At 60.6% G+C, this 15,425-nt stretch carries 12 protein-coding genes; 5 read left to right on the top strand and 7 right to left on the bottom strand.

All coding sequences use genetic code 11. The annotated features are described in order from the left end of the window. Window positions 1-489: 489 nt before the first annotated feature. Window positions 490-1,458: a quinone oxidoreductase family protein gene (locus ACFVSJ_RS22510; RefSeq protein ID WP_387439340.1), complete on the bottom strand. Its 969-nt coding sequence runs from the start codon at window positions 1,456-1,458 to the stop codon at window positions 490-492. Between the two features lie 489 nt (window positions 1,459-1,947). Continuing rightward, a complete protein-coding gene (locus ACFVSJ_RS22505; RefSeq protein WP_387439342.1) occupies window positions 1,948-3,288 on the bottom strand; it encodes an MFS transporter in 1,341 nt (446 codons plus the stop codon). 441 nt (window positions 3,289-3,729) lie between these two features. On the opposite strand from ACFVSJ_RS22505, the gene ACFVSJ_RS22500 reads away from it, so the two are divergent. After that, window positions 3,730-4,512 carry an IclR family transcriptional regulator gene (locus ACFVSJ_RS22500; protein ID WP_387439339.1) on the top strand — a complete coding sequence of 261 codons (783 nt, stop codon included), beginning with the start codon at window positions 3,730-3,732 and terminating at the stop codon, window positions 4,510-4,512. 15 nt (window positions 4,513-4,527) lie between these two features. On the opposite strand, the gene ACFVSJ_RS22495 is transcribed toward ACFVSJ_RS22500, so the two are convergent. The 3 genes from ACFVSJ_RS22495 to ACFVSJ_RS22485 form a co-directional block, all read right to left on the bottom strand. Further along, on the bottom strand, window positions 4,528-5,673 hold the full coding sequence (locus ACFVSJ_RS22495) for a 2Fe-2S iron-sulfur cluster-binding protein (RefSeq protein ID WP_387439338.1): 1,146 nt from the start codon (window positions 5,671-5,673) through the stop codon (window positions 4,528-4,530). A gap of 19 nt (window positions 5,674-5,692) precedes the next feature. Next, window positions 5,693-6,958, bottom strand: a complete 1,266-nt coding sequence (locus ACFVSJ_RS22490) for an aromatic ring-hydroxylating dioxygenase subunit alpha (RefSeq protein WP_387439337.1) — start codon at window positions 6,956-6,958, stop codon at window positions 5,693-5,695. 606 nt (window positions 6,959-7,564) lie between these two features. Beyond that, entirely contained in the window at window positions 7,565-8,509 is a 945-nt protein-coding gene (locus tag ACFVSJ_RS22485; RefSeq protein ID WP_387439336.1) for a LysR family transcriptional regulator, read from the bottom strand. A gap of 102 nt (window positions 8,510-8,611) precedes the next feature. On the opposite strand from ACFVSJ_RS22485, the gene ACFVSJ_RS22480 reads away from it, so the two are divergent. Then, window positions 8,612-9,760 (top strand): FAD-dependent oxidoreductase, encoded by a 1,149-nt coding sequence (locus tag ACFVSJ_RS22480; RefSeq protein ID WP_387439335.1) that lies wholly within the window; start codon window positions 8,612-8,614, stop codon window positions 9,758-9,760. Further along, on the top strand, window positions 9,760-11,004 hold the full coding sequence (locus ACFVSJ_RS22475; RefSeq protein ID WP_387439334.1) for an allantoate amidohydrolase: 1,245 nt from the start codon (window positions 9,760-9,762) through the stop codon (window positions 11,002-11,004). Before ACFVSJ_RS22480 ends, ACFVSJ_RS22475 begins: the two co-directional genes overlap by 1 nt. A gap of 175 nt (window positions 11,005-11,179) precedes the next feature. On the opposite strand, the gene ACFVSJ_RS22470 is transcribed toward ACFVSJ_RS22475, so the two are convergent. Together ACFVSJ_RS22470 and ACFVSJ_RS22465 are read right to left on the bottom strand one after the other, a co-directional pair. Next, window positions 11,180-12,328 carry a proline racemase family protein gene (locus ACFVSJ_RS22470; protein WP_387439333.1) on the bottom strand — a complete coding sequence of 383 codons (1,149 nt, stop codon included), beginning with the start codon at window positions 12,326-12,328 and terminating at the stop codon, window positions 11,180-11,182. 5 nt (window positions 12,329-12,333) lie between these two features. Beyond that, on the bottom strand, window positions 12,334-13,338 hold the full coding sequence (locus ACFVSJ_RS22465; RefSeq protein ID WP_387439332.1) for an Ldh family oxidoreductase: 1,005 nt from the start codon (window positions 13,336-13,338) through the stop codon (window positions 12,334-12,336). Between the two features lie 216 nt (window positions 13,339-13,554). On the opposite strand from ACFVSJ_RS22465, the gene ACFVSJ_RS22460 reads away from it, so the two are divergent. After that, window positions 13,555-14,229 (top strand): HutD family protein, encoded by a 675-nt coding sequence (locus ACFVSJ_RS22460; RefSeq protein ID WP_387439331.1) that lies wholly within the window; start codon window positions 13,555-13,557, stop codon window positions 14,227-14,229. 270 nt (window positions 14,230-14,499) lie between these two features. Then, on the top strand, window positions 14,500-15,411 hold the full coding sequence (locus ACFVSJ_RS22455; RefSeq protein ID WP_387439330.1) for a proline dehydrogenase family protein: 912 nt from the start codon (window positions 14,500-14,502) through the stop codon (window positions 15,409-15,411). Window positions 15,412-15,425: the final 14 nt, after the last annotated feature.

The raw sequence follows: 15,425 nt of genomic DNA, 5'->3' as shown, positions 1-15,425 counted from the left end.
CGGCCGCCCACCCAGCAGACGGACATGTCGATAAAAGGACACCCAAGAAAGAGCCGGGGCCAAGCGTTTAATGAGTCACGACCGCCAGGTGGAACGGCCTGCACTTACTCTGCCAGCCAATCCCAGACCAGCCACTCCAATCCTCACAGGCATTTAAACCACGGAAGTAGAAGTAGCTGCGAGAACTCCCGTCCACCAACGATTCCGACGTTTCCGCAGCTCAAAAACAGGCTTCCAACTGCGAGGTGCTCGCGTCCGGTGCGTGAACCCGCGTCCGACTCCTTGTTGGCAGGTGTGTCCTCATCGATGCCGACCTATGCAAATGCCAGAGTTCAGCCACACGGCGTGGAGATCGTTGGCAGTCAAGTAGACCGGCCTCCCCGATAACCTGTGGTCAAGCATTGATCGATAGGGCCGGCCGTCAGGAACTGCTTCGAAAAGTCAAGAGCGCCAGAGTATGCGTGCCGGGCGACCAGGGCGCTCTGTTCCCTATGGGATGAGTAGAAGTTTTCCGTTGGCTCTTCTGGCCTGCAGGGCTTCGTGGGCCCGCCTAGCATCGCTCAAAGGAAAGGTCTCAGCGATGCGCACGTCTAGGGTTCGGTTGAGAATGGCGCTGAACAGTACTTTTGCGCGCCAATTTCGTTCGTTGATGTCGTGGAGGTAGTCATCAACGGTTGGGCGGGTGACGTATAGAGATCCGTGCTTGTTGAGTCTTTGGAGATCGAACGGCTGCACTGGCCCGGAGGAGGCCCCGAAGAGGACCAACATTCCCCGTCTTCGGAGGGCTTTGAGGGACTCGTCGAACGAGTCCTTGCCGACGGAGTCGTAGACGACGTCGGCGCCCTGGCCTCGAGTGATTTCCTGGACCTGCCCCGCGTAGCCGGCGTATCCCACGATCACGTGGTCAGCGCCCAGGGACCGTGCGACCTGGGCCTTGGTTGCTGAGCCGACGACAGCGATGACGGTTGCTTGTTGGGCCTTGAGGAGCTGGACTGCCAGTCCTCCTACCCCGCCGGCAGCGGCTGTGATGACGGCCGTCTCACCCTTCTGGACGGGGTACGTGGAGTGGACTAGGTAGTGGGCTGTTAGGCCTTGGCCTGGCAAGGCGGCTGCGATCTCGTCAGGGATCCCGTCCGGTACGCGCAGCGCCTCGTCGGCCTTGACAAGAAAAGCATGAGCGTAGGTGCGCGATGCCTGGGTGGTCGTGATTCGGTCGCCAATCGTGAAGTCGGTGACCGCGGAACCGGTACTGATAACGATGCCCATGCCCTCGGAGCCGGGTGTGAATGGATGTTCGACCGGGTAGATGCCTTCGCGCTGGTACGTCTCGATGAAGTTCACCCCAGCGGCACGGGTCTCGACGAGCAGCTCATCCGCAGCGGGCTCCATTGCAGGGCGTTCGCCGAGGACCAGGACTTCCGGGCCGCCATATTGCTCGACCAAGACGGAAAGGACCATCGGATACCTCCTGGGAAAGGCCCGTACCGGGCAGTTCTGGCCTGGCCTGAACAGATATGCTGACCGCACCAAATGAAGTGTTCAATATGCGAATGCTGCGTTCAACTTCTCACGTCGAAATGCGCTTGGTCAAGGGACCTGACGTTGAGGTTGTTTGATCAGCGACGAGATGGCGTAGGCGCCCTGCTGGAGGGGACGTTGCCATTTGAGCGTGAAGGAGAGGTTGTCAGGTGGTACAAGTCTGCAGGTGCTCGCCATCCCATATCGGTCAGGAGTGAAGCGCTGGGACGGCGGTAAAACCTCAAAGCCCAAAGCCGCCCTCACGCTGTATCTCAAAGAGCTTCTTTGAACTCGAGCCCGCGTTGATCAGGAGCCACGCAAGGCACGGCGTTGAGAAAGGCCAGCATTCGGGCGCTGTAAAGGAGGGAAGGACCCTGCGGTGCGTTCGCAGGGTCCCCCACCAATTGTTCAGGGCGCGGAACAAGTCCGCTAGTGTGAGATCGCCGTTGCGGCCTCGGCGAGGGTCTTTCCCTTGGTTTCCGGTGCCAGCCACTGTGACAATGCGGCACCGGCGAAGGCGATGGCTGCGGCGATGAGCATGGACACGGTAGTTCCCAGATTGGCCATAGACCACGGGAGCAAGAAGGTGCCCAAGGCGGCGCCGATCCGGCTGATGGCCGCAGCGAAGCCAGTGCCTATTCCGCGGATTTCCGTGGGAAAGATTTCACCGGGGTAGATGTTCGTCATGGTGCCGTAAATCGTGGTGAAGAACGAAAAAGCAAGAAATAGGGCCAACACCACGACCGGCGGCGCATCGACCCACAGGCCGATTGCGGCCAGGATTGCGCCACAGATCCATTGCGGAGGGACGGTCAGCACGCGGCGTCCGGCCTTGTCAATCAAGAGCAGAGAAAGGACCACCCCGGCGACGGCCAGCATGGAGAGTCCGATCCCTCCGGCAACTCCGCCCGCGAGACCGAAGTCAGCTAGAACGCTGTCCGCGAAAGTGGCAATCGCGAAGTAGGGAGTGACAGCACAGAACCAGAATCCTGATGTGAAGAGGGTGGCCCGCCAGTATTGGCGGGAGAACAATGTCTTGAAACTCCCCTTCCGGGTCTCTTCGGGCCTGATGTCCTCCATCTCGTGGGCGTTCTCCATGTAGCGGTGCGCAATGGCCTGGGCTTCTTCCGTGCGCCCTTGATTCGAGAGCCAGTGCGGTGACTCGGGCATCCCGATGCGGGCGATGAAGAGCGCCACGGCGATGAACGTGCTGGTGCCCAAGATCAGCCGCCAGTTCATGTCGGTTGTAGTCACCAGCACGTTCCCGACAATGAATGCGACCATGAATCCCACATACCAAGCGACCATGATCAGGGCCATCAGTCTGCCGCGCAGTCGGATCGGAGAGAACTCAGCCATCAACGGGAAGCCGACGGCGTACTCGATGCCAATGGCCATGCCCATCAGCAGACGGATCAGGAACAGGTGCTCTGCGGTATCGACGAAAAACTGGAGAGCCGAGGCTACGACAAAAAGTGCCATGTCGATCATGAACATGGTCCTGCGGCCAAATTTGTCGGTTGCCCAGCCACCAATGGGGGAACCGATGAAGATCCCCATCAGCGCTGCCGCCGCAACCAGGCCCAACCAAAGCGGTGACAGATTCAAATCCTGAGTCATCGTGGCCGTTACGGGACCGACTATCCCGAGGATGTAACCGTCGAGGAACATGCCCCCGACCAGGACTATGACCAGCCGCCAAAGGAAGCGGCGTCTAAAGGACGCCGAGGTTGCTCTCGTACTCGACGTTGCACTGGAAATTGGGGGCATCATTGTACTTTCCTCACCTGATGTGTTCGGGAGATTGGAATGGAGCAGCAGGGTTCTGCCGTCGAAGCAAGTGCAACGAAGTTCTTGGAGCCATAACAGCGGCGGGCTCTTCGGAGGATGCTTCGGGGAATCTTCCGGCAGGGCTGTTCTTCAAAGCAGGTGTCCCTGCCGGTGGGAGGGAAGCGGATTCCGGATTCGTGCGCTTCCCGAACGTGAGGTCTTCCCTGGCACCTACACTCCCGGCTTGCTGAGCTGCGCTGAGTTGGCGGGGAAACCGCTTCTTGTCTTGGTGCAGATAAGCCTCATTGAAGTTTCTCTTAGTGGTCTCAGGACTGGGGATGCAGCTGGTTTCACGGTCACTTCCTGGCTTCGGAACTTCGATGAGGCCTGGCGGGGATACGTCGGCAAAGGATGGGTGCAGGGATGCGATAGCGTTTTCGTGTGGAGATCAAACCCGGCAGAGCAGGTAATTCGGTTCATTCTGTGGACCGGGCCATATCGATCCTTCAAGTGCTGGCGCGCGTTGGTGCGGCCGCGGTCACGGACATCGCCGCCGAGCTCAGCATGCATAAATCGACCGTCTTCCGGTTGCTAGCAACTTTAGAAGCACGCGGCCTCGTCGAACAGACCTCGAACCGAGGCAGGTACCAGCTTGCGTTTGGCATCGTCCGGCTGGCCGAGGGCGCCACTACGAAGAGGGACCTGTCTGTCGTTGGTCGTCCGGTAAGCGAAGATCTCGCTGTCGCTGTCGGCGAGACCGTGAATCTGGTCATCAACGCAGGAGCTACCGTCGTGAGCGTGGACCAGGTGATGGGCCAGGCGTCGGTAACAACCGTCAATTGGGTAGGCCGGCCCGGGCCACTTCATGCAACGGCCGCAGGCAAGGTCTTCCTCGCCCACATGAACGAGGAAGACCTCAAACCAGTGCTGTCTGAACCCTTGGAGCGCTACACACCCCACACCATCACCGATGCCTTCAAACTGCGTGAACAACTCGAGAAGGTAAGAGAGAACGGGTATTCATACACGCTGCAGGAACACGAGGTCGGATTGTCTGCCCTTGCTGCGCCGATCAGATCCCTTGAGGGCAAGGTAATTGCCTCCCTCGCCGTGTCAGGCCCCGAATTCCGGATTAATGAGACCACCATTCCCGGCTTGGCCGAACAGATCATCTCGGCAGCTGCAAGAATCTCCGAACTCAATGGCTATCCGAAGCGAGGGTAGGGCGATACTGACCCGTTAGGCGTCGATCCGAAGATCAGTCAGCGGTTTCGAGCAGCAGATCAAAATCTTTTGCTGGGCGATTTCCTTGGGACGGATGCCTCCGTTGTGCTGCATGTCCACCTCTCCCTCAAGCATTGTGCTCTTGCACGTCCCACACATGCCTTGACTGCAGGAGGATGGAAGCCGCATTCCTGCCGCGACGGCTGCGTCCAGAACGTTCTCCCCGACGCCACAGGTGATGGTCTTGCCGCTGCGCACAAATTCCACCGAGAAGGAAGTTTCAGTGCCAGCCAAATTCTCGGACTGGGAGGCGTCCGCCGCCACGGTCTCGTCTTGGTTGCTGCGTACCTGTTCTGCACTTGGAAGGCTGTCAAATGAAAAGCTTTCTTCGTGGTAGTTCCGCATGTCGAAGCCTGATTCTTCGAGCAGGCGCCGGACTGCGCCCATGTACGGCGCCGGTCCGCAGGTATACACCACCCGTTCGGCCAAGTCCGGGGCGATCGCTTCCAACGCGGCCGGCGTCAGGCGGCCGCGGAGTCCCATCCAGCGTTCCGACGGGTAGTCCGCCTCGCACATGTGGACGACACGCACGTTGGGCATGACTGCAGCAATGGCATCAAGTTCGCGGCGGAAAATGATGTCTGCAGGGGTACGGGCGTTGTGGACAAAGAGGATGTCTGCATCGGATCCGAGGTCACAAAGTGTCCTGGTCATGGACATCACTGGGGTGATGCCACTGCCGGCGGACATGAACAGATACTTTGGTGCGACGGGTTGGGTGAGGGTGAAAGCACCCAAAGGAGCCGCCGCCGTAATCCTGCTCCCTGGAACAAGGTTGTCATGGAGCCAGTTGGAAACCGGACCGCCAGGAACCCGCTTGACTGTAATGGCAAGAACATGTGGTCTTGTCGGCGCCGAGGAGATCGTGTAGCAACGGCTGATCGGAGATCCTTGGATATCAAGTTCCAAAGTCACGAACTGTCCAGGATCGAAAGCGAAGGTTCCACCATCTTCTGCTGTGAAGTGGAAGCTCTTAACGTCGTGGGTTATGTCCAGAACCTGGCGGCACACGAGGACCGCCCGATCCGTTTCGTCCCAACACTCGTGCGCAGAAAGGGGCAGCAGCGGCTGCACGGTTTCGCTGGTCGCTAGTGACATCATATCGTCTTCTTCCCTTTCATCACTGGTTCAGATGTGCGCGGAGCCGGCCCACGTACCAGTTTGCAAATGCCTCGACATCGTCTTCGACCATTGAGTACGGTCCCGGAGTGTAGCCCGGGTCCGATACTCCGAGCTGGCAGCCGGCGACCAATTCCCGGTCCTGGTCGTTTGTCGCACGCCACACTTCGGTCAGAGTGTCCACTTCGTAATCAACCCCTTCGACCGCGTCAGCGTGAACGAGCCAGGTGGTGCGGACGATGCTCTTGCCCGGCGCGATGGGGATCACCCGGAAGACAACGGCGTGGTCGCTGAGAAAGTGGAACCAGGAGTTGGGCTGCAGGTGGAGGGAGAGATCGCCGAAACTAGGCTCTGAAAATGTGCTGAGGAGTTTCTTGCATACGGCGGAACCATTTGGGCCGAAGGAAGCCCCGTCGCCGTCCAAGGGCAGGTGCGAGATCTGGAATCCGGTCACCCTTGTGTCAAGCTCCCGGCGGTCGTCCCGGGGGAACTGACGGATGTTGCATGCCTGTTCCAGATTGGCGGAGGCTTTCTGGTACCGGTCGAACAGAGGCCTCAGTCGCGGGGTGATGTCAGCGGCTGAATACCCGAACAGGGGGAAGTAGGCCGTTACGAGTTCCGGGTGGGCTCCGTCGCAGTGGTGGCACTCCCGATTGTTTTCCATGACGAGCTTCCAGTTGCCTTCTTCGAGAAGGTCGATTTGGTGCGCCACCTTGGTGTTCTTGAGGTCATAGTGTTCGAGGAAGGGCTCGATGTGCCCCACCACTTCGTCGAAGTCAGCCGGAGGTTCATCGGCTGCGCAGACAAAGAGCAGCCCGCCGACTGACCTGACCTGTACTGGCTTGAGGCCAAATTGAGCGCGATCGAATGTAGGAGGCTGGGAGTCCGCGAAGGCGAGGCTACCGTCGGTGCGGTATGTCCACTGGTGATAGGGACAGACCAGGTTGCCCACTGAGCCGCAGGGGTCCTTCAACAGACGAGAGCCACGGTGGCGGCACACGTTGTGGAAGGCCCGGATCACTTCGTCGTCATCACGAAGGATGATGACCGAGAAGGTCCCGATATTGATCGTGACAAAGTCTCCCGCGTCGGGGATCTCTGCTTCGGCGGCACAGAACAGCCAGTGCTTAAGGAAGATGGCTTCGATATCGAGATCGAAAATCTCCTGGCTGGTGTAAAAGGGCGCTTCAAGGCTGTAGCCGTCCCGACGGGAGGCGACCAGGACATCGGCGTCGATGGCGGCGGTTGGGGTGATGACGTTGTTCAAGGGTTTCTCCATCATATGGGGGCTCGGAGAGCCACAACCGAGAGATTCGCTGTTTCGTCTGATAGAACAGTTCTGTCAAACGAAACAATATGCATTCGAGAATACCGCTCGACAGCTGACATGTCCCGTAAAATTTTTCGACTGACCGAGGTTTTACATGTCGTTCACAGAACCGGGCTGGTTTGTTGCAGGCGTGTTTCCAAGTTGACCCAACGTCGAACCCTGCAAATCCGCCCTCCCGCCATCCCGGGCGCTTCCGTACGGGGTGAAGAATGCATGGACGCAGAAACGTTGTGGCGTTTGCCCATGTCCCTGACACCCCCGCGTCCAGGCAGAGAGGCCTGGCCGTCCCGGCTTGTGGTGCTTCCTGGGGCACCATCGATTGCGCCGCTTCCGAGACGCGCTGAGCCTGGCAGGGCGGCCGCGCACCTGTGCGTAGATGACGCCGAGGGGTGTCTGCGCAGGTGAGTACCGCGGGTGGACGGACTGTTCAACGGTGGCCGGTGCGCGCTTGCTGAGGTGTGAGGGGATGCATGAGAAACCTCGGGCTACCCTGCGCTCAAGGCCCCTTTTGGGGCGGACTTGAATCCCAAGGCACCTCGTCGACTATGACAGAACTCCGGGTTGTGTTTGCTCCCCGAGCTTCTGGTGTCTGATGCTGTTGGATTCCCGCAGTGCGTCCAGAAATTCGTCTATAGCTGGAGAGCTGGTGGTGCGCCGTGCTGCGTACAGCGCTGTCTGCGGGTGGCCGGCAATGGGCCGGATCGTGACACCGGGCATTTGAAAGCGCCCTACCGACGCGGGGAGGATTGACAGCCCGAGTCCCGCGGCGACAAGTCCGAGCACCGTTTCTTGGTGTATGGCCTGCTGGATCACGTTCGGCGGTGTCCGCTGTCCGTCGAAGAGACGCAGGACCCGGGACACGAAGCCGGGCATGAGCCGGTAGGGGAAGAGGATCATCGGCTCGCCATCCAGGTCGTCAGGATGGATTGTGGCCTGTTCGGCCAGTGGATGGTGTTGCGGCAGAACGGTGACCAAGTCCTCGCCACTAAGAACTTCCAGGCGGATGCCAGGAACTTCTCCAGGGTCGCGGACCAGGCCAAGGTCAAGGCCGCCGTCAAGGAGTTGTTCAATCTGTTCGCCGCTGGTGAGCGGGGAAAGGACCAGTTCCACGCGGGGGCGTCGCTCGGTGAAGGTTGCTATTGATTCGGGGATGGTGGTGTAGCTGGCGGAGCTGACGAACCCGATCCTGATCCGACCGCTTAGGCCGGCTGCTTCGTTGGCCGCATCCCCGGCGGCTTCATCCAGTTCGCTCACGGCGTCTCGGATCCGGTCCCTGAACGCTTCTCCCGCTGGTGTCAAAGTGACTCGGCGGGTGGTCCTGTCGAACAACTGGACCCCCAGATCCTTCTCCAGTTTTCGGATCGCGACAGTCAGCGGCGGTTGGGTCAGATGAAGGCGCTCGGCCGCACGCCCAAAATGCAGCTCGTCCGCGACGACAAGGAAGTACCTGAGCTGCCTGAGTTCCATGGTCATTCTTTCGCTTGGCAATAATAATCCTTTCAAAAATTATATTGGACGCTAGTCGGATAGCGGTGAGTAACTGGAGTAGACGCAAGATCCACATTCCCCCAAATCGCTACGGAGCAACCCATGGAATCGTTTGAATACGTCGTTGTCGGAGCTGGCCTTTCTGGCGCAGCCACGGCCTGGCAGTTGGCCTCCCGCGGCCACGAGGTGGCCCTGTTGGAGAGGACCACCCCCGCCAACGATGCCGGCAGCTCGCACGGATCAGCCCGCATTTTCCGCTACGCATACCCGGACGCTTTCTACACCGGACTGGTCCTTGAAGCGAAGGCAGGCTGGGATGAATTGGCGCGCCTGTCAGGAAAGCAGCTCATCTCACCCACCGGGGCTGTGGACTATGGCGCCGTCCGCCAGCCCGAGCGCCTCGCAGCTGCATTGGCTGCAAACGGGATCGAACACGAGCTCCTGAGCGCCAAGCAAGCCAAGGAACGGTGGGGACAAATCGCCTTCGACACCGACGTTCTCTGGCACCCCGGAGCCGGTGTCATAGATGCCCACGAATCCGTTGCGGCCATGGTCGACCAAGCCGTCGCTCACGGCGCCGCCCTGCACACCAACTGGGCCGTCGCCTCCATCAAGGGAACCGCCGGTGAGTACGTCGTTACCTCCGAAGACGCCCGCGCGGTCAAGGCCGCCAACGTCATCATCGCCGCAGGAGGCTGGCTCTCTCAGCTCCTCGGAAACCTGTCCCTGCCCGGAGGCTTCCTCGCAGCCATGCCCCACATCGAGGTCCGGCAGGAGCAGGCCTACCACTTCCCCTACATCGACGGCGCCGACCCGGCCACCTGGCCCACATTCATCCATAAGCGTGAAGGCTGGCAGGCTTACGGCTTGCCGGGTGGTCGTGACGCAGGCTTCCGAGGTCAGAAGGTCGCAGAATACAACGGCGGAAAAATTCTGCCTTCTGCCGCAGACCAGGACGGATTGATCGATCCGGCCAACCGGCGTCGGGTCATCGAGTACGTCCAGAATTACCTCCCGGGCCTGGTGCCCGAACCGTACGCCGAGACCACCTGCCTGTTCACCAACACCCCCACCGAAGACTTCATTATCGACCGCGCCGAAGGCATCACCATCCTCTCCCCCTGCTCCGGCCACGGCGCCAAGTTCGCCCCACTCATCGGGCAGCTGGCTGCGGACCTGGCCACCGGGGCCGGAACCGTCCCCGAACAGTTCCGCCTCGCCGCCCAGGCCACGGCAGCAGGAGCACACTAATGACGAGCTTCACCAACCAGACAGGCACGACGGCTGCAACAGTCACCGGCCTGCTCTCCGATATCGCATCCCTGGGTACGGATTCAATGCGGGGCGGCTACACCCGCCCCGTGTACTCCACCGCCGAGCTCGACCTCCGCGAGTGGTTCATCCAAGAAGCCACCCGGCGCGACCTTGCCGTGGAAACCGACCGCAACGGAGCCATCTGGGCCTGGTGGGATACCCCCACCAAAGATCGCACCAATGCACTGGTCACTGGCAGCCACCTCGACTCGGTCCCCGGCGGGGGTCCCTTCGACGGGCCTCTTGGCGTCGCCTCCGCACTCGTCGCCGTCGATATCCTCAAAAACCGCGGCACCACACCCACCCGGCCACTGGCCGTCGTGGTTTTCCCGGAAGAGGAAGGCTCCCGCTTCGGTGTCGCCTGCCTCGGCTCCCGGCTCATGACCGGCGCCATAGAGCCCGACAAGGCCCGGAACCTCCGCGACCCGGACGGCAACACCTTCGCCGACACCGCCCAGGCCAACGGCTTGGACCCCCGTTTCATTGGCCGCGACGAGGAACTGCTTGGCCGGATCGGGGCGTTCGTTGAGCTGCACGTCGAACAAGGCCGCGGGCTGATTGACCTCAACCAGCCCATCGCGATCGCCTCCTCCATCCTCGGCCACGGCCGTTGGCGCCTGAGCATCCACGGACAGGGCAACCACGCAGGAACCACGCTCATGGCCGGCCGGCACGACCCCATGGTCGCCGCTTCCCGGACCGTCGTCGCCATCCGCGACACCGCCCGGGAGCAACCCCACGCCAGAGCCACCGTTGGCCGACTCCAACCCGTGCCGGGGGGCACCAACGTTATCGCCTCCCGCGTGGACTTCTGGCTGGATGTTAGGCACCCCGATGATGCGATTACGGCATCCTTGGTGGACAGCATCCACCAGCAAGCACGACTGATCGCTGCAGAAGAGGGCTGCAGTGTGGAACTGAAGGAGGAATCGCTAAGCCCTACTGTTCATTTCGATCTCGCCCTGCAGGATGATCTGCAACTGGCGCTCCCGGAAGCACCCCTTCTTGACACTGGTGCCGGGCACGATGCAGGGGTGCTTTCTGCCTATGTCCCGACCGCCATGGTGTTTGTCCGGAACCCCAGCGGTATCTCCCACTCCCCCGAGGAACACGTCGTGGACGAAGATGCCGAGATTGGTGCCCTTGCCCTGGCCGATTCGCTAGCGGCCCTTCTGGCGTAAGCCCTACCCCCCGGGTACCCGCGCCAACAAGAAAGGGGCGCGGGTACTTTCCTGTCCCGCAGCCTTGACACGCCCAAGCGTACAAAATCATCCGTGAGCACTTCGGAGAACTCGTATTCTGACCCCTGTTGGAACGTCGTCGGTGGGGCGGGGCCCGTGCGCGTCGCCGGCGTGTCTAGAATGTTGCAGCCGCGACTTGTTCGTCCTGGATGGCTGCCAGGGTTTCGGCGTCGACTTCAGTCCGGCCGGTGAGGTTTCTTTCCTGCTCCTGGGGTGCCCAGATATCCCCTATTGTGAATCCGTTGGGGAACGGGTCCTCGGCGTCAAGAACCCACGTAGAGAAGCCGGTGATCCATGCCTGTCCGCTGATGGTTGGCACAACGGCCGTGCGCCCATGGATCGTTACCTCTTCAATGAGCTCGCCGGTGTAGACAGTGCCCAGGATGCCTTCGTGACGGAATACTTCGCCCAGGCCCAGTTCCCCTTTGGCATGCATTGCAGCCATCTTGGCGCAGGTCCCGGTCCCGCAAGGGCAACGGTCCAGACCGCCGGTCCATGTGGCAGGGTTGTCGAAGTCTACCGGGCCGCTGGCGACCGTAACGGCGTTTTTACGGTCGGCGTTGGGGTTGGTGGCCGCGCCGGACAACTGGGAAATGGTGATGCCAATCCCCGGATAGTCAGGGTGGGAGACGGGCAGTTGATCCTGCGCCGCCCGAAGAATCAAGGAAGATACCCGGGTGATGTCCCGCCCCTGCTCTGCGGCCAGATCCAAGCCCTCGAACTGGTTCACATCAGCGATGACGTAGAACATGCCTCCCCAGGCGACGTCGACAGTTACCCGTCCTAGTTCCGGGACATCGATGACGGCGTCGAGGTAGACGGCGTAGGCTGGCAGGTTCTGGAATTTGACATTCGTGACCTTGCCGTCGAGGCACTGGGCCTCAACGGCGATCAGCCCGGCCGGAGCTTCCAGGTTGAACCGGGTGACGGGTTCCTCCATCTGGATCATCCCCGTTTCCAAGAGGACGGTCGCCACCGCAATCGTGTTCCCACCGCTCATGACGGGATATTCGACTTGTTCCATGATGATGAAGCCAGCTGCAGCGTCCGGATGTTTAGGCGGAACCACCAGATTGCAGCACAGCGGGGGGTATCCTCTGGGTTCCCGAAGCATGAGCTTGCGGATCTGGTCGTCGTTTTCCTTTAACCATGTCATCTGTTCGTACACGGAGTTCCCGGGGATGTGGGGAACTCCCCCGGTGATAACACGCATGGGTTCGCCGGAATGGGTCTCCACGGCATGGATCAATCGCTTAAAGGTCATGTCTGTCACCTCTGGGAAGTTGAAATCGGAGTCTGCTGGCTGGCGATCGCGCGGAGCCGCTTAAGAACCGCAGGGTCGATACTGACCTGCTGTGGAAGTTCGGTGAGGCCCAGAGCAGGGAGGTTGACCTGGTGGTCGCTGTGCAGGGTTTCGAAGTGGTTGGCCAACCGTCCGAGGGACCCTGGGAAGTTCGCAGGATCGATGCCGAGTAAGAACACACCAATGCCGGGAGAGGTTTCGCCCCGGTCGAAGGGGGCCGCGTCCAGGGAGAAATTCGCTCCGGACAAAGTGGCCAGGAGCTCAACCAAGAGAGCGATATTTCCGCCGCGGTGACCACCAAAAGGAAGGAGGACGCCACTCAAAGCCTCCTCGGCGTTGGTTGTGGGCGCGCCCGCCGAGTCGAGCGCCCAACCGGCTGGAATGGCTTCTTCGGCCACGGCTGCGCGTCGGATGTTCACGAAAGCCGTAGATGAGGACGCTTGGTCGATTACCATTGGCAGCTGGCCGGGACGGGGAATGGCGTATGCAAGCGGGTTGGTACCCAGGATGGGCCTTGGCGACCCGCCAAGGGACATGAGCGCGGGACTGTTGGCGGTCGCGACCGCCACAAACCCCCGTTGTGCCAGACGCCTGGGATAGTAGCCGAGCTCGCCGCATGTGTAGGAACCTCGGATCCACATAGCTGCTATTCCTGCCCCACGAATGGCATGGTCAAAGGCTGCAGATGCTTCATCAAAGGCCACCTGCGCTAAGCCTCCCCGGGCATCAACATCGATGACAGCAGAGGTCAGGCGACGGACATCGGGGTTCGTTTCCGCCGTGATCCGTCCAGTCCGGTATCCGTCAAGGTAGTCGAAGAGGTGGCCGACTCCGACCGCCCGGTTGCCGGATTGTTCCGCTTCGGTGGTCGCTCGCGCCAGAACGTGGGCAGCACGCGTATCCGCTCCGGAAGCGCGCAGGGCACGCTCACAGATGGCTGCGAGCTCCTCGCTCGGGATGTGTGTGTTCAAAATGAGTCCTTTCGCCCTTGTCGTAGCGTGCATCGCTGGATTGCTTGCCGAAACGCTCCGCTCGGAAAGAACGGTGTCCTCACGGTAGCCTTGCGATATGTGATCACACAAGGTCCTAGTTCATTGTGTGAAGGATTACGATGGGCGGCGATCATCGCTGGCGACTGCCTGGTGAACGTGCCCGCGAACGAGCACTGAAGCGGAGGGTGTCTGCGGATGTCGCGCGCCTTCCAAGGGATCCTCAAGCGAAAGATGTGTATGCGAGAACCTGCAGACAACCCCATTGCGTACTCAGCCATTGTCCACCCTGCACAACGGCCACCCGTGCCCTGGGTCAACGGTGCCGGCGTGACCAGGGAGATCGCGGTGAAACCGCTGTCCGATGGAAGTGGCCCATTTCTCTGGCGCCTCAGTCTTGCTGAGCTGGACCGGGATGGAGACTTTTCTTCGTTGCCGGGCATTGACAGGATATTTACTCTTGCCAGCCCAGGGCCCTTGGACCTTGCTGTTTCGGACGTGCTCGGCAGGATCGGGCAAGGGGAAAGTATTGCCTTTCCGGGCGAGAAATCAGTAAAGGTGTGGCTTGTTGGCGGATCGAAGCAGCTCGGCCTGAATCTCATGGTTCGCCGTGACCGGGCCATGGTTGATGTCTCGGTGGTAAGGCAAGAGGGCATTCTCCTGCTGGACCCGCGGGCGGGGACGGTGGCCGCGACCGTACTTGAGGGCCAGGCGGTACTCGCCGATGGTCGGTGGTTGAAGGAGCTCGGCACCGTGGTGCTTGGTGATGAAGTCGAACAACTGCGCGGCCGAAACTGCCTGCTGGCTATCTCATCGGTCTATCCCTCGGCCAATGAGGGCGGTGTTCAGTCGGTCTCAGGGGACGAACAGTAGAAGCAGTTGTCAACTTCTCTACCGCCCATGCAAACCTCTTCCCCTTCCGCATCGGCTGAGGGGCGCATACCCATGGAGGTGGTGGAGTGCGGCACGCGTATTCCTTCCTGTGCGAGACCGAAAAATGGATCCCATCGGCCTATTGTGTGATTTGTGATCACAATATACTGTGGTCCTATCAACGCTCGCAAGAGGTTGGGCCAGTAGAACCCTCCGCGCAGCCGCGACCATCCGGTCCGCGCCTCGCGGCCACTCTTAGGAAGTGCATCAATGCCTAACAGAATCCTGCTCAAAGTTGCAGAGAACAAGAAACTAGAAGCCCTTGCCAGCCGCAACCGCTTCACCCGTCCAATCGTGGACCGCTACGTTGCCGGCAATGGCCTGGAGGATGCATGGAAAGCCACCAGCGCCCTCAACAAAGCGGGCATTGACGTCAGCTTGGACCTGCTGGGGGAATCTGTCCAACACCTGGACCAGTCCAAGGAAGCCACCCGGGAATACCAAGGTGCCATTGAGGAAATCCGTCAAAAGGCACCCGGCTCCACGGTCTCCGTCAAGCTGTCGCAACTTGGCATCATGATCGATCCGCAGGAGTGTGCCAATAACCTCAAGACGCTGCTAAGCGCCGCCGCAACCCACGGCGCGATAGTTGAAGTGGACATGGAGCACAGCTCGGTGGGCCGGGAAACCCTGGCGATCTACAAGAGCATCCTGCCCGATCACCCGGAAACGCGGGTAGCTATCCAGGCCAACATGCGACGGACCCCTGAGGACCTTAGCTCCTTCACTGACATCAAGCCGCGCATCAGATTGGTCAAGGGAGCCTTCGATGAGTCCTCAGCTGACGCCCTGCGCAATGCAGACGAGGTCACCGAGCAGTACAAGTTCCTTTCCCGCTGGGCTCTTGAGCACCTTCCCGACCCGGCCTTCGGAACCCACGACGGCGACTGCATTGACGTCATCAAGAAGGCGGCCGCAGAACTGGGCATCGACAAGCGTTCCTTCGAATTTCAGATGCTCTATGGAGTTCGCAGGAAGCTCCAGGACGAACTCGTAAGGGAAGGCTACCGCGTCCGCGTATACCTTCCCTACGGTAACCAGTGGTACCCCTATCTGATGCGCCGGATGGCTGAAAAACCCGCCAACCTGCTGCTCTTCCTGAGGTCCCTCATCGGCGGCTAAACCGGAATTTGGCA

It is taken from the genome of Paenarthrobacter sp. NPDC058040 (assembly GCF_042885775.1).
GTDB lineage: Bacteria > Actinomycetota > Actinomycetes > Actinomycetales > Micrococcaceae > Arthrobacter.
Note: the sequence above shows the minus strand (reverse complement) of the source record. Positions and strands in the feature narration are given on the sequence as shown.

Excerpts from the sequence above, each read along its gene's own strand:
- ACFVSJ_RS22480 (WP_387439335.1), top strand. The coding sequence starts at position 8,612 with ATGGAATCGTTTGAATACGTCGTTGTCGGAGCTGGCCTTTCTGGCGCA.
- ACFVSJ_RS22505 (WP_387439342.1), bottom strand. The coding sequence starts at position 3,288 with ATGCCCCCAATTTCCAGTGCAACGTCGAGTACGAGAGCAACCTCGGCG.
- ACFVSJ_RS22460 (WP_387439331.1), top strand. The coding sequence starts at position 13,555 with ATGTCGCGCGCCTTCCAAGGGATCCTCAAGCGAAAGATGTGTATGCGA.
- ACFVSJ_RS22510 (WP_387439340.1), bottom strand. The coding sequence starts at position 1,458 with ATGGTCCTTTCCGTCTTGGTCGAGCAATATGGCGGCCCGGAAGTCCTG.
- ACFVSJ_RS22475 (WP_387439334.1), top strand. The coding sequence starts at position 9,760 with ATGACGAGCTTCACCAACCAGACAGGCACGACGGCTGCAACAGTCACC.
- ACFVSJ_RS22495 (WP_387439338.1), bottom strand. The coding sequence starts at position 5,673 with ATGATGTCACTAGCGACCAGCGAAACCGTGCAGCCGCTGCTGCCCCTT.
- ACFVSJ_RS22470 (WP_387439333.1), bottom strand. The coding sequence starts at position 12,328 with ATGACCTTTAAGCGATTGATCCATGCCGTGGAGACCCATTCCGGCGAA.
- ACFVSJ_RS22455 (WP_387439330.1), top strand. The coding sequence starts at position 14,500 with ATGCCTAACAGAATCCTGCTCAAAGTTGCAGAGAACAAGAAACTAGAA.